This window comes from Marinomonas sp. CT5 (assembly GCF_018336975.1).
Classification (GTDB): domain Bacteria; phylum Pseudomonadota; class Gammaproteobacteria; order Pseudomonadales; family Marinomonadaceae; genus Marinomonas.
In genome coordinates, this window is record NZ_CP025572.1 from 2,711,111 (window position 1) to 2,725,021 (window position 13,911).

A 13,911-nucleotide genomic window follows, 5' to 3' on the forward strand; every position below is an offset into this window, starting at 1 on the left:
CAAGTCTTTTGATTGTTTGAGCAGATGTCTCTTTTGCTTTCGGGGATTTAGACATGGGTAGCCTCACCTTGGTAGACCAATCCATTTTGCCGTGTTTTCGAAGCCAAGTCAGCACCGTTGATCGCCCTTGGATTCCATAGATTTTTTGAGCTTGCTTATAAGTCATGTCGCCTTTTTCGACGGCCATCACTATCTGTAATTTAAAGCCCATTGTGTAGTCACGTTGAGTACGCTTGCGCTTGGTATTACTTGATGTCCCCATAATAGGTCTCCTAGGTGTAAACCTATTTCAGGACAGGGCATTAAAATAAAAAAATCGCTATTTGCTTCTCACAAAAGCCCTTCTCTATAATGGCTGTTCTATCTAGGAGTCTATGCAGTTTTTAAGGCGGTTTTACGATGGTGTTGATGAAGGTTTCTTTTAAGGCGGTAATAGCGGCGGCGTTGGTAGTCATGGTTGGGTGCAGCACTTCGCCAACTGGTCGTAAGCAATTTGCAGTTCTGCCCGATGACCAAATGAACGAGATGGGCGTCCAATCTTTTACGGAAATGAAAAAGGAAATACCTAAATCGTCTAATACGAACTTACGTGATCAAGTTCAATGCGTTGCAGATTCTTTAATTGCCGTCTTACCCGAAAAATACCGCAAGCAAGACTGGGAAGTCGTGCTATTTGATGACAAACAAGTCAATGCCTTTGCTCTACCTGGATACAAAATCGGTGTTTATACTGGCTTGTTAAAAGTTGCCGATAATCAATCTCAACTCGCAGCAGTGGTAGGACATGAATTAGCCCATGTCATTGCTCGACATGGTAATGAACGCGTATCCACCCAGTTAGCTACCAGCCAAGCATTAGCGCTGGGGTATCAATTAAGCGGTGAAGAATCACCAGAAAAGATTGCTATCTTTCAAGCATTAGGACTGGGAGCGCAAGTGGGGATCATTTTGCCCTTCAGCCGTACTCATGAAACTGAAGCTGACTTACTTGGTTTAGATTACATGGCGAAAGCAGGCTTTGACCCACGAGAAAGCGTTCAGTTGTGGCGTAACATGAGCAAAGGAGGAGAAAGTAAAACACCGGAGCTGTTATCAACCCATCCATCTAACGCCCATCGAATCAAGAATTTACAAGCAGATTTACCAAAGACTTTACCTATTTACGAAAACCTAGTTGCACAGAATAAAGCGGCTAAATGCTATTAAACATTCACCCTCTAAGGAACAGGTTAAAATCTGTTCCTCATTCTTATCCAATAAATCGCTCAATTAACTTTTTGCGGTTTACCTCTTACACAATAATTTTTTTTTAATATTTAAATTCAGACGTAAGTGATACGCCAGTACTCATTTACTGAGACGATTGTCTTAGCAACACTCCAAATATCAACTAATGATGCCGTACATAATCATACTTTAAGGAAAAAACCAGATTTTCGGTAACATTTGGAAACATTTCGTTAAAATTCTTTGTGATACCATCCAGCCAATTCGCTAAGGTTTGACACGGCCTAGCCTATCTTTTGCGTACATTTCATCATAAAAACGCAATAAATATCGTTAATGCACTCCACGATTTAATACGGTTTTCTTTAGTAAAGCACAGCAAAACCAGGTGTTACTAATCTGTAAAATATGAGGGAAAAATGACGCAGATTCATTCGTCAAAAATAATTATAGGAGCGGTGCTGGTTTGTGCTTTTCATTTAGCTCAGGCAAGTCAGAGTATTTCCCTTTCAGACTATTTCAAAGACACTTGGTCGACTCAAGAAGGCCTTCCACACAACAGTATTAACGCGATCGCACAAACTTCAGATGGTTACTTATGGTTTGCTACTTGGGAAGGTGTGGCTCGCTACAATGGTCGTGAATTTCGTTTTTATGAGCGTTCAACAAAAACGGGCATCATTGATTCAGGTATTCGCACATTAGTTTCCGATAAAGATAATGGCTTATGGGTTGCTGGGGTTCGGGGTGGAATCACCTACCGTCACGGGCATACTTGGCAGCCTCAATTTGCCGCTTCTAGCATGATAAATAACATCCTTAAAGACAGTAATGGTGACCTATGGTTGGCCGTTGAGGGGTTAGGCGTATTCCATCGGCCAAGCCCAAATACGGTGGGAGGTCTCAAAAAAGAAAACTGGGTCTTGCAGAATGTCAGTGCCTACCGATTATTAGAAGACAGCAAAGGCCGAATTTGGGCAGCCACAAACAAAGGATTATTTCACGTCAATGGAGACAATAAACAAGAAGTATTAGCGCAATATGACTTTCCGGAACAACACGTTTATTCCATTCTTGAAACAGATGATGGAAAAATACTAGTGGCTACGGAAAATGGAGCCTATGCCTTCAATGATAAGCGAATTACTTTACTGCACCCAAGCCTTGCTGGAGAATCCATTAAAACGTTAATGGAAGATAATGAAAACAACCTTTGGTTAGGGACCAGTAAAAATGGTGTGGTGAGATTAAGTAACAACCATATAGAACGATTAGATACTCAGTCTGGTTTACCTAATAATCGCGTATTATCACTCTTACAAGATATCGAGGGCAGTATTTGGATTGGCACCAACAGTGGTTTAATGAGGCTACGCAAAGCCCCTTTCACAACATGGAATAAGAAGCGTAAACTTGTCGGTAATTATGTTCGCAGCGTTATAGATCTCGATGACAAGTCGGTGTTGGTTGGCTCAAGCGAGGGTCTTAGCCTTATCAGTAACAACAAGGCGCAGAATGCTCAAACCATTAAAAGAACCCACGTTTCGGTTCTTAGTTTTGCCAAGCGGAGTAATGGCGGTATTTGGGTTGGTACTTACCTTAATGGGCTAATGCTTTGGAAAGATCAACAGCTATTTCCCATACTTAACCATAAAAATGGCTCACCCAGTAATGAAGTGAGGTCCATTTTAGAAGACAGTCAGGGCAACCTTTGGATAGGTACAACGGATGGATTGGTTCGCCGATCACCAGATGGAAAACTGCAAATCTTTACTCGCAACGATGGTTTACCTGACAATTATATTATGGCTTTGGCTGAAGATGACTTAGGGCAGCTCTGGGTAGGAACAGGGTTAGGTGTGGCTAAACTCACTCCAAATGGTTTTGACATTGTGCCCATTAAAAATCTAGAAGAGGCGGAATATGCTTTTGGTTTCTGGTCGGAACCAGGCTATATGTGGATTGCAACGGACCGGGGCTTAATTCGATATAATCAAAAAAATGGTCAATTAGGCTTAATTGGTCGAAATTCAGGCCTGCCTATTGATAAGCTATTCCAAGTTATTTATGACGGTACAAACGGACTTTGGCTCACCAGCAACCGCGGCATTTTACGCATAGATTATCATGAGGCCCATGCCATAGCAGAAGGCCATCAAAACAAGATTAGCTTTGAGCATTTTTCCGAAAGTGATGGTTTAGCGACTTCTCAAGCAAACGGTGGTTCTAACCCAGCCGCTGTTGCAATGCCTGATGGAAAGTTATGGTTCGCTACGGCCAAAGGCGTTGCTACGATAGACAGCGCCGCCATATCACAAAAAAACACCGCCCGTTTACCCATTGCCGTAGAGTCTATATCGGCAGACGGATCTGAACTCTCTCCCACTGAAGTAAACATATTGCCTGCAGGCACAAACAGAATCGTCTTTCACTATGCAGGTTTAGGGTACATTCTGTCGTCACGAATTGAATATCGAACAAGATTAGTCGGCTTCGAAAAAAACTGGGCTTCAAGAGGCAAAAGCACTATGGCGGAATACACCAATCTTGCCCCAGGAACCTATCAATTTCTTGTTGCGGCTCGCTACCCTTATAGTGATTGGAATAATTCGGAGCAAATTTATACGTTCACTATTTTGCCTTACTTCTGGCAGCGTTTTGAGGTACAAATTGGCTTAGGTATCTTAGTGATAATTATTTTAGCTGGCGGTATAAAATGGCGCTTACATCGACTACAACAAAGCGAGCTGAAGCTTAGAGAATTGGTGGAAAGCCAAACCTACGCTCTTCGAAAACAGTCAAAAGATTTCCAGCGCCAAGCCAATGAAGATGAGCTGACAGGCCTACCAAATCGACGCGCTTTTGATCATTGGTTGAGTGAAAAGTTCATCAAAGCAAAGCAGAAGAAGACCACCCTAGCTTTGGTTATTATGGACATTGATCACTTCAAAAAAATCAATGACCACTACTCACACCTAATTGGCGATAAAGCCATTAAATCTCTTGCGAACGAACTACAACTCCTCGCAGGTAAAAAAGTACATGTAGCACGCTGGGGCGGAGAAGAATTCACCTTAATGATCAAAGGTATGAGCGATGACGAAGTGGCTACTTATTGCGAAAAAATACGTCACAGAATTGAAATCTGTGATAATCACAAGATAGCTCCAAACTTAACCATGACGGTCAGCATGGGCGTGGCGTTTTCCCATCAAGCCGATAGTTATCAAACTTTACTCAGACTGGCTGACCAAGCCTTATATCGCGCCAAAGACAACGGCCGTAACCGTGTTGAAATTTGGCATTGATCCCAATTATTACCAAAAAAGCCGAGACAGAATGAAAGCTGTCTCGGCTTTTTACTATTGTGTTAACACTGCTATATAGCGATTAAAGAGGCGTCACTTCAATAGCAGAAACGTATGCCTCACCTTTAACCGGCTCAAACTGCAGTGTCATTTTTCCATCGACAACGTCGACTTCGGCGGAGAGATATTTGGCACTTAAAGCGGGTTTAGGCGCCTGCGCTGAACTATCTAGCTCAGCAATTTTGTGGCCATTGGCTTTTACAACAAAATGCGAAGACTCGTTTTCTTTCGGTACTACCGTCAATAAAACGACTTTGTAACGGCCATTTTTCAGCAGCAAGTTATACTCAAAACTCCCACGACGATATGTTGTCGCCAAATCGCGATCTGTTGTCTGAGCTATGTCAGGTTTCACAGGTGGTTGCCCCCAGCCGCCTAACTGATCAAACGATGCGGATTTACCACCCTTAAAGAAGTTATCTGAACCGAAAGTATGCTGCTTAGATGAAGCGGCAACCAAGGCACCAGCATCAATAAAGTAGCGGTTGCTCTGACTTTCATTTAATTGCCAATTCGCTTGATCTTGGATCGATGATTGCTGGCCAACACCTTTAGCTATCACGGTATTTTCGCCTACCGCCAGACTCACATTTGGCCAAACACATATTTTCAGCTCGCAGCCTGATTTCACTCCCAAAGATTTGCCATTCAACCATAGTTCGGTACGATCAAGGTTCGAATACACTCTCACATCAGTCACTTGATAATGACGTGGCGAATAATGGCTCGATGTTACATGTACCATTGGCTTGTTTGTCCAATTCGCTTGATAAAAGTAATAAGCATCTTTCTTTGTCGTCCTATCATAAGTGATGATGCCTTTAGTATTAATATCCTTAGAGTCACCTTCGGTTCTCACTGTGGTAGCAAAATCAAACGCATTCCAAATCCAGCTAGCGAACAAATAGGGTTTGCTGTTGATTGTACGCCAACTCTCTTCATGAATGTACGACATGTATTCTTCTGGCTGGCTATGCCCTCTTGAATCAACCGGTCCACCCAAAACATTATCGGTATGCAAAGACACCGCGCCACCCGCGCCATATTCACTGACTGAAATAGGTAATTTAGGATATTGAGCATGCATTAGATCGAGGTGTGGGCCAAAATCTTCCACATCCCCAAAATACCAACCATAATAACGATTCAGCCCAACCGTATCGGCCACTGGCGATGTTTTAGGAATGTCGATTTTCTCTAGCCCCTCTCTCGATTCGCAACAATTCGCAAGCGTTGATAGCCGGCTTGGATCTAACTCTTTTACTTTTTCATTCAATGCCTTCAACACAGGGATAGGGTCTGGAGTATTACCACGAGTTGCCCCTAAAAAGGCAGGAACCACGGCACCAAAGTCTACTTCGTTAGCCACGCCCCAAAATGCCACTGAGGGATGATTAAAGTTTTGTTTAATCATTTCTTTGAGCTGCAATTCTGCATTTCGCATCAGCCCATCATTCGCGGCTTGATACTTTTCACCATACGTCCAGCTTGTCACTAAGGGAATTTCATCCCAAAGAATCAAGCCGTATTTGTCGGCTAAGTCATGTACGGGTTGACCATGAGGATAATGCGCAAGACGAAGTGTGTTAGCGCCCATCTCTACCAGCATATCCACGTCCTGTTTGACATTATCAGGACGGACTGCCCAACCTAACCCCTCTTTATCTTGATGGTAAGCGGCACCATGCAAACGTAAAGGTTTACCATTCAAAATAAAGCCTTTGTCTGGAGAAACAACAATATTACGCAACCCATATTGTTGCTCTAGGATATCGAGAACCTGATTATTTGAACCTCGAATTTCGGTTCGCAGAGTATATAAATACGGATTTTCTTGGCCTTGCCACAAGGTCGGATTAGTGACAACCAGATTTTGCTGTAACATCACCAAGGATTTAGGCTTTAGCGTCAATGCTTGCTCTGCCTGAGCGACCGTTTTCCCTTTGGCATCCACAAGTTGAGCCAGCACTTTGACCTTTTTAGACTCATCCGCATCATTTTTGACGCGACCACTTACCTTCACCCGTGCCTTATTTGACTCGCTTAAATCCGTCGTGGCATAGACTCCTGAACCACCATAATCCAACATATCGAAATGCACGGGATCGGTGAATACCAACCTTACAGGGCGATATAACCCACCATGAACAAAGAAATCACCCGCAATGGGTAAGGTATCCGCTGTTGAGGAATCTCCAGTAGGCTTCGTATTATCCGTTTTTACGACAAGCATATTCTTTTGATTCAAATGAATGGCCTTAGTCGCATCAAAACGAAAGCGTGTAAAGCCGCCTCTGTGTTCACCAAGACGCACACCATTAAGCCACACTTCGGCCACTCGGCTGGCAGCATCAAATTCTAACCATGCTTGTTCTTTTGTATCGCTGGAAGGCGCATTGAAATTTAATCGATACCAACCAATACCATATTGTTTGTTGATGTTCTGTTCAGTATTGATGTGAGACGTGGTGTCATTCTGGTAATAACCCACGTTGTTCCAAGTATGTGGCACACTGACCACTTGCCAGTCACTATCATTGTAATTGGTCCGCAAAATTGGCTCCGCTTTCTCTTCTCCTTTTTCAGAAAAGAAAAACTTCCAACCTGAACCCAACACTATTTGTTCACGGGTCATTGAAGCGGAGGCAACAGCCGACAACGTGGACATCGAAAGCACCACAGCCGCTAAGGCAACTTGGTTCATTATTTTTATAATTTTCATATCATTATCTCATTCTGTAACTAGAGCAAATTATTCATAATCCTAATAACACACTCTTTGCTCTTCATATTATTTCCGACAGCATTGATCACCCTCTTCATTAAAAAAGAGAATCAACAGGCAACAATATTGGCATTGAGTGGAATATTATTAGATTAGCGTGGTGTTCAGCGCACTAAAGAGAACAAGATAAAGCGTCAGTAAATATTGTTATTTTTTTCATTACTTTTCCTTGGTGTTAAATGAAACAATCTTGAGAAAAGTATCGTGAAATGATGTTTTCACTCCACCTTTCCCATCCATTTATTCATGCTAAGATATTTTTGGTAGGAATACACATCGAATAGATTGATACCATGTATTAGTGAGAGTGGATCATGAATGTCGTGGTTTTAACGATTTGTATCGAGGAATGAAGAGAGAACTATTTCCAATTCCTTCAGTGGCATTTCATGACCACCGTTGAATTCGATTAACGCGACTTGAGCCCCTGCAGATTGCAGGTAGTGATGAAAATCTAGTGCATAAGAATAATGCCATTGATCATTTTTGCCTATCATTGAGACTAGGCGGCCACAATGCGATAAATCTTTCGCAGGCTCCTGCCAAGAACCTGCGCTGCCGATAGAAACCACCCAAGAAGTATCAGGTAACAAACAGTATTGGATCAGCTTGCTGGTAAAAAAACCGCCATTAGAAAAACCAATCATGCCCTTAAGCTTATCTTCAGGGGCAAAGTTATCATCACTAGAAATCACAGAAAGTGTGTGTTTCAATTCTTTCAAACTATCCTGAGGCCAGCAAAGTTGATGGGGATTTTGCTTGCACTGAGTCACTGACCTTGGCAAGTAGAACTTAATAGACAAAGCCTTACCAATAGCATCCAGTTTTTGACGGTTTGCCAGTTCTTGATCTGATATATTAGGTACATCCATTCCATGCAGATAAGTCACAATATTATGACTGCTCGTATCCCCCAGAAACTTAGCCTCTCGTAATGGTTTGGTGTCCCATCTATGTCCATATAAGCAAGCCGTGAAGACGGCAACCAAAGCAAAGACACCCAGTACTGTCGCCTTCATCTTCCTGCTCCATCAATGCCGATAAGAAAAATAAAAGCTAGAGAAAGGCATAGAGAACCACCCAGTATTAGGCACTTTTTCGTGCTTTAATTGAATATACCAGTGGAATTTGCTGTCCATTATGCAGCATTTGATACCCCAAATTTGGCACAAACTGCAAACCATCAAAGCAATTATAAGGACTATAAGGATACTCAACGAACGACTCAATCCTCAAACCCGCGCCAATTAAAGCACTTATGACATCACTGATTGAATGAGACCAAGTCGCCGTGGTCGACTTAGTTCCATCACAATTTTCTGTATACGTACCTTCCTCTTCAACATCAGGCTCATTTTTAGAAAAGTAAGAGTAACCTGACAACAAATCATTAAAAGGATGGAACTCAACAAGATGAAACTCACCCCCTAACTTTAATGAACCAGAGACAGTATGTGCCCAATCGTCTAAATTCGGTAACCAAGACAAAACACCATAAGACGTAAATACGATATCAAATTGTTGCGTATTTTCACGGCCAAATTGAATCACATCACTTTCTATAAACTTGGCTTTAAGGTTCAACGACTTCTTTAATAGATTTGCCTGCTCGATGGCATCTGCTGATAGATCAACGCCGGTAACATCGGCTCCCAAACGGGCCCAAGACAAGGTATCCTGACCAAAGTGACATTGTAGATGTAAAAGAGATTTTCCTTCTACATTTCCAACTTGATTCAATTCAATAGGGTTTAATGAGCATTTTCCCTTTTTAAAAGAAGTAACATCATAGAACTTTGATTCGACGTGTACTTGCGTTCGCTTATTCCAAGCTTCTTTATTTACTTTCAAATAATCCATAGTGTATCCATCACTCATTTTACTACCTCTCTCTGAGAGTCTAACGAACTTGTTATTGCAATCAAATGACCAACCTAATTATTATGCATAGCCCCTGACACCATCCTCTTAACACAAAAAACAGGTACAACCCTATACAGCTGTATATGCAATGCATACTAAGAAAAAAATTGCAATATCCCAAATATATTACTCCCTAGGGGATATAGGCCTCACACAGCATTTAAGAGTAATTTAACGCTTATAAAAATTACACACCAAACCAGGAACTCTCTATGGAACAAGTTATCAAGGCGTTGAAGACCATTCAACCTAAGCGATCGCTTTTGCTCACTGTTGCGATGACACTGATCGCCATTTTATCCTTCTGGGCATTATCTGTCTTTCATACCCCCGGCGAAGACTGGGGAGCCAAATCCTTATTACCCACGCTACTTGTTCTTGCTATTGCCTTGATCTCACGCGCACCGTTTGAGTCTTTATTGGTCGGCGTTATTGCCGGTCTAATCATGATCAACCCAGCGACTGTTGTTGCTTCACTGACAGATACCATGTCAACGGTCATGGGTAACGCCACCATCATCTGGATCGTGTTGGTCTGTGGCTTGATGGGAGGCTTAATCGTCTTGCTAGAAAAAAGTGGCTGTCTTAATAGCTTCAGTGAATGGCTAAAAGGTCGAATTAAATCACGTCGCCAATCCTTGCTAACCACTTTTTTCATTGGTTTGGTGGTCTTTATCGACGACTATCTCAACTGTTTGGCGGTCTCCTCTTCGGTTAAAAAAGTGACCGATCACTACAAAGTATCCCGTGAAAAGCTCGCTTACATTATCGATTCCACTGCAGCTCCCATGTGTATCTTGGTTCCCGTTTCAACTTGGGCGGTATTCTTCTCTGGACTGTTAGAAGAAAACGACCTAGCGCCCATAGGCAAAGGCCTAAGCGTTTACATTTCAGCGATTCCATACATGGTCTATGGTTGGGTCGCACTGTTTGTTGTTTTCCTAGTAGCCAGCGGCATACTGGGTAACTTTGGCGCTATGAAGAAAGCCGAACAACGGGCTCTCAACGGCCAACCATTACCGGATGACTACTCTGGCGACAACATGGAAGCTGCGGCTCCTGAATACCGCAAAACCAGTAATTTCATCGGCATGCTTAACTTCATTGTGCCTATGCTGATCCTAATCGCGGCCACTATTTACTACGACATCGATCTGCTAAAAGGTGTCATCGTCACCCTAGCCATCACAGTCGCTATGTACTATCTCCAAGGACTGCTTTCTTTAGAAGACCAAATGAAAGGCATCTTTGAAGGCTTTAAAGTCATGCTGTACCCACTCTCAACGGTTATCGCTGGTTTTATGCTAAAAAGCATCAACGATGAATTAGGGATGACGAGCTATATAGTCGGTGTTGCTGCACCACTGATGACAGCAGAAATGATGCCAGCACTGGTATTTTTGGTCATGGCTGCAGTTGTTTTTGGAACAGCTTCTAGCTGGGGCGCGTTTATTATCGCCATTCCAATTGTTGTCCCCATTGCTTTAAATGTAGATGCCAACATGGCATTAATCATAGGTGCGCTCTTATCAGCATCATCATTCGGTAGCCATGCGTGTTTCTTCAGTGACTCTACGGTACTTGCGGCTCAAGGCGCAGGTTGCTCCCCCATGTCTCACGCCATCACGCAACTCCCCTACACCGCCCTTGGCGCGGTAATGAGTTTTATTATTTTCGTCATCTTGGGTTACAACATCTAATAAAAAAGAAGGCCAGATCAGTCACTCTGGCCTTCTTCTACTAGCAATCGCCACCAATCCAAACACAACACTGCTTTCAGATCGGTGACCTTTGTTTATTCCGATGCATATGGTCCCAAATGTTCCGTAATTATCTTCCATTGATGACCTTCGAAAATGAGGACAGAGGTTCCTCGACCTCCACCAGAACACCATTCCCCATCGATCATCCCCCTCCAACTAAAATCGTATAAACAAACCGCGTTAGTATTAGACGTATAAACCCAATGAGTATTTGAAATTTCATATTGCTCCTCTTGAATTGAAGCAAAGTTCGTGACGAAAACGGATTTCACCTCTTCTAAACCTTTAAAGGTTCCATTCAAAAAAGTCACACACACATCGTTATGCATTAAGGGCTCTACGGCATCCCAGCTTTGAGTCGCTAAAGCCTGTTCATATTGCTTAAGCGTTTCTTGAGGAGTCATTGTGATCATAAGTCCATCCTTAAATAGCTTCAAATATTGCACTATTGTAATAATCTATATCTAACAATTTCTTAATTTAAAAAAACATCTAGCTTATTTACTGCCCAGCATACAAATTAGCAGCAACAGCCCAAACAAAGAAAATAACTCAACTTAGTAAAATGTCCGATGAGTTTAAAGGTACATAGGTAGTGGAATGAAGTTCACCACTTCCATTCGATTAATGAACGAAAGCGGTGTGAAGGTATTCTCTTTTTAAAAGAAAGTGCCATTGTGACTCAAGTAAGTCTTAGGCGAACACGAATAGGATCAAAAAAGTACCATCCTTATTCCATCATCTTATCCTTTATGCACTGGTTCCGATGACACCACGAGCGATCTGATCTCGCTCAATGGACTCAAATAAAGCCTTAAAATTGCCTTCTCCAAAGCCGTCATCACCTTTACGCTGGATAAACTCAAAGAATACCGGCCCTAGCTGATTGGTCGAAAAGATTTGCAACAATAACCGAGGCGAACCGTCGGTCGTTCCATCAAGTAAAATGCCACGAGTTTTCAGTTCATCAACTTGCTCCCCATGGCCGGGAAGTCGTTCCTCCAACATATCGTAATAAGTACTTGGTGGCGCTGTCATCAGCTCAATACCACTGGCACGTAAAGAATCGACACTAGCCAATAAATTGTCTGTACGCAACGCAATATGCTGAATGCCTTCGCCATTGAAAGACATTAGAAATTCTTCAATTTGACCTTCGCCTCCAGACGCCTCCTCGTTCAGCGGAATACGAATTTTTCCATCAGGAGCTGTCATGGCACGTGACGTTAATCCGGTATATTCGCCTTTAATATCAAAGTAACGAATCTCACGGAAATTAAATAAGGTCTCGTAAAAATGCCCCCAATAGGCCATCCGACCTCGATAAACATTGTGCGTTAGGTGATCAATTTCATAAAAACCATGTCCAATCGGTTTTTTATCGACGTTCGGTAAATACTCGAAATCAATATCATAGATGGATAAGCCGTCTTCATAACGGTCGATCAGATAAATGGGAGCACCACCAATGCCCTTGATTGCTGGCAGTCTAAGTTCCATTGGACCTGTGGGAATATCCATTGGCTTAGCACCTTTAGATAAAACATATTCATAAGCTTGGTGAGCATTTTTAACACGGAACCCCATACCAGCGGCAGCATTGCCATGCTCCTGACCAAAATAATAAGCTTCGCTGCCTTTTTCTTTATTCAAGATAAAGTTAATACCACCTTGGCGATAAAGCTCAACATCTTTGGAGCGGTGTTTCGCTACTAATTCAAAACCCATAAGTGTAAAAACTTGAGCTATTTCCTCTGGGTTAGGACCTGCGAACTCAACAAATTCAAAACCGTCTAAGCCAGCTGGATTTTCAAATAAATCTGCCATTTCTGTATTCCTATTTATAGTTATATTCGGACAATAATGTAATGAGGCAAGAATTTTTAAGACGCTGAAGGTGGTGGAATAGCCATTCCACGAACACTGCGCGACCAGTGGAGTGCAATAGATAATTGTAGACGACCTGAACAAAGGTTACCCATGACTGCTATCCATCAATATTCTGTATACAAAGGTAAGCTCAGAGTCACTTATTTGTTTCACACACCCACCAAATAGACTCAGCTGAGGACGAATCTCTCCAAGAACAAGAGCCCCAGTGAATGTCTCAGTCGTATGACAGTTTTTAAAGTCGTTAAGAGATGACATGACTAAAACCAAAATAAATAAGTGGAAAACATATAATCATTTCAGTTGAAACGAGTCAATTCATTTCAATTGAAATGATCTAACCGCTTCTGCGGGCAAATTTTTATAGGTAGCTTTTCAGTAAAGCTTTACACTAATCTCTAGGTGGCCCATTAATACACTCATGCCCTGCATTTTTGAGTGTGTATAAAGCGTAACAAAAGGTAAGTAAATGTTTGATTTAAATAGTTTTATTCCATATCGCCTGAACCAGGCCGCTCAGCAAACTTCCGAAGCCTTGGCACGTAAATACAGAAATCAATATGGATTAACCGTACCTGAATGGCGTGTGCTGGCTCACTTAGGAAAATATGACAAACTCTCAGTACGTGATTTGGAAAAAGCCATCGGATTAGATCGAGTCGCTGCTTCTCGTGCAGGAACAAGCTTGTGCAGTAAAGGCTGGGTGCAGAAAATAGCTAACGAACAAGACCGCCGTTTGGTCGAATTTTCTCTCACCGATAATGGCCGAGAACATTATGAAAAAGTCGTTATATTGGCAACATCAACAGAAAAGCTCCTACTACAAGGACTCAGTAAAGCCGAGCAAAAAACACTTTTAGAACTGCTATGCAAAGTAGAAGACACCGCCAGAACAATCACCTAGTTATATTCAATATCAAGACAATTCCATCTCCCCCAAAAGGATTAGCTCAAC

11 protein-coding genes are annotated in these 13,911 nt (G+C 42.3%); 4 read left to right on the plus strand and 7 right to left on the minus strand.

What is annotated here, in order from left to right:
* On the minus strand, positions 1 to 262 hold a 262-nt coding region (locus C0J08_RS12835), incomplete at its 3' end, for a helix-turn-helix domain-containing protein (protein ID WP_212652342.1).
* Between the two features lie 137 nt (positions 263 to 399).
* Here C0J08_RS12835 and C0J08_RS12840 point away from each other — a divergent pair.
* Together C0J08_RS12840 and C0J08_RS12845 are read left to right on the plus strand one after the other, a co-directional pair.
* Positions 400 to 1,206 carry a M48 family metallopeptidase gene (locus C0J08_RS12840; RefSeq protein WP_502711616.1) on the plus strand — a complete coding sequence of 269 codons (807 nt, stop codon included), beginning with the start codon at positions 400 to 402 and terminating at the stop codon, positions 1,204 to 1,206.
* A gap of 440 nt (positions 1,207 to 1,646) precedes the next feature.
* On the plus strand, positions 1,647 to 4,535 hold the full coding sequence (locus tag C0J08_RS12845) for a ligand-binding sensor domain-containing diguanylate cyclase (protein ID WP_212652343.1): 2,889 nt from the start codon (positions 1,647 to 1,649) through the stop codon (positions 4,533 to 4,535).
* 82 nt (positions 4,536 to 4,617) lie between these two features.
* On the opposite strand, the gene C0J08_RS12850 is transcribed toward C0J08_RS12845, so the two are convergent.
* The 3 genes from C0J08_RS12850 to C0J08_RS12860 all read right to left on the minus strand — a co-directional run bounded on the left by C0J08_RS12850 (position 4,618) and on the right by C0J08_RS12860 (position 9,258).
* Positions 4,618 to 7,317, minus strand: a complete 2,700-nt coding sequence (locus C0J08_RS12850) for a glycoside hydrolase family 2 TIM barrel-domain containing protein (protein ID WP_212652344.1) — start codon at positions 7,315 to 7,317, stop codon at positions 4,618 to 4,620.
* A gap of 392 nt (positions 7,318 to 7,709) precedes the next feature.
* On the minus strand, positions 7,710 to 8,399 hold the full coding sequence (locus C0J08_RS12855) for an alpha/beta hydrolase (RefSeq protein ID WP_212652345.1): 690 nt from the start codon (positions 8,397 to 8,399) through the stop codon (positions 7,710 to 7,712).
* Between the two features lie 67 nt (positions 8,400 to 8,466).
* A complete protein-coding gene (locus C0J08_RS12860; RefSeq protein WP_249344274.1) occupies positions 8,467 to 9,258 on the minus strand; it encodes a class I SAM-dependent methyltransferase in 792 nt (263 codons plus the stop codon).
* A gap of 257 nt (positions 9,259 to 9,515) precedes the next feature.
* Here C0J08_RS12860 and C0J08_RS12865 point away from each other — a divergent pair, with 257 nt between their 5' ends.
* Complete coding sequence (locus C0J08_RS12865) at positions 9,516 to 11,003, plus strand: Na+/H+ antiporter NhaC family protein (RefSeq protein ID WP_212652346.1); 1,488 nt, start codon at positions 9,516 to 9,518, stop codon at positions 11,001 to 11,003.
* Between the two features lie 95 nt (positions 11,004 to 11,098).
* On the opposite strand, the gene C0J08_RS12870 is transcribed toward C0J08_RS12865, so the two are convergent.
* From C0J08_RS12870 to C0J08_RS12880, 3 genes are all read right to left on the minus strand, one after another.
* Positions 11,099 to 11,479: a nuclear transport factor 2 family protein gene (locus C0J08_RS12870; RefSeq protein WP_249344276.1), complete on the minus strand. Its 381-nt coding sequence runs from the start codon at positions 11,477 to 11,479 to the stop codon at positions 11,099 to 11,101.
* Positions 11,480 to 11,816: 337 nt separating this feature from the next.
* The gene (hppD, locus tag C0J08_RS12875) at positions 11,817 to 12,893 is read right to left on the minus strand and encodes a 4-hydroxyphenylpyruvate dioxygenase (protein WP_212652347.1); all 1,077 of its coding nucleotides are present in this window, start codon (positions 12,891 to 12,893) and stop codon (positions 11,817 to 11,819) included.
* A gap of 147 nt (positions 12,894 to 13,040) precedes the next feature.
* A complete protein-coding gene (locus C0J08_RS12880; RefSeq protein WP_212652348.1) occupies positions 13,041 to 13,214 on the minus strand; it encodes a hypothetical protein in 174 nt (57 codons plus the stop codon).
* A gap of 211 nt (positions 13,215 to 13,425) precedes the next feature.
* Between C0J08_RS12880 and C0J08_RS12885 the strand changes: the two genes are divergently transcribed.
* Complete coding sequence (locus C0J08_RS12885; RefSeq protein WP_212652349.1) at positions 13,426 to 13,860, plus strand: MarR family winged helix-turn-helix transcriptional regulator; 435 nt, start codon at positions 13,426 to 13,428, stop codon at positions 13,858 to 13,860.
* Positions 13,861 to 13,911: the final 51 nt, after the last annotated feature.

Coding starts and splice junctions, on each gene's coding strand:
- C0J08_RS12860 (WP_249344274.1), bottom strand. CDS start 9,258: ATGAGTGATGGATACACTATGGATTATTTGAAAGTAAATAAAGAAGCT.
- C0J08_RS12850 (WP_212652344.1), bottom strand. CDS start 7,317: ATGAAAATTATAAAAATAATGAACCAAGTTGCCTTAGCGGCTGTGGTG.
- C0J08_RS12845 (WP_212652343.1), top strand. CDS start 1,647: ATGACGCAGATTCATTCGTCAAAAATAATTATAGGAGCGGTGCTGGTT.
- C0J08_RS12840 (WP_502711616.1), top strand. CDS start 400: ATGGTGTTGATGAAGGTTTCTTTTAAGGCGGTAATAGCGGCGGCGTTG.
- C0J08_RS12855 (WP_212652345.1), bottom strand. CDS start 8,399: ATGAAGGCGACAGTACTGGGTGTCTTTGCTTTGGTTGCCGTCTTCACG.
- C0J08_RS12865 (WP_212652346.1), top strand. CDS start 9,516: ATGGAACAAGTTATCAAGGCGTTGAAGACCATTCAACCTAAGCGATCG.
- C0J08_RS12870 (WP_249344276.1), bottom strand. CDS start 11,479: ATGATCACAATGACTCCTCAAGAAACGCTTAAGCAATATGAACAGGCT.
- hppD (WP_212652347.1), bottom strand. CDS start 12,893: ATGGCAGATTTATTTGAAAATCCAGCTGGCTTAGACGGTTTTGAATTT.
- C0J08_RS12880 (WP_212652348.1), bottom strand. CDS start 13,214: ATGTCATCTCTTAACGACTTTAAAAACTGTCATACGACTGAGACATTC.
- C0J08_RS12885 (WP_212652349.1), top strand. CDS start 13,426: ATGTTTGATTTAAATAGTTTTATTCCATATCGCCTGAACCAGGCCGCT.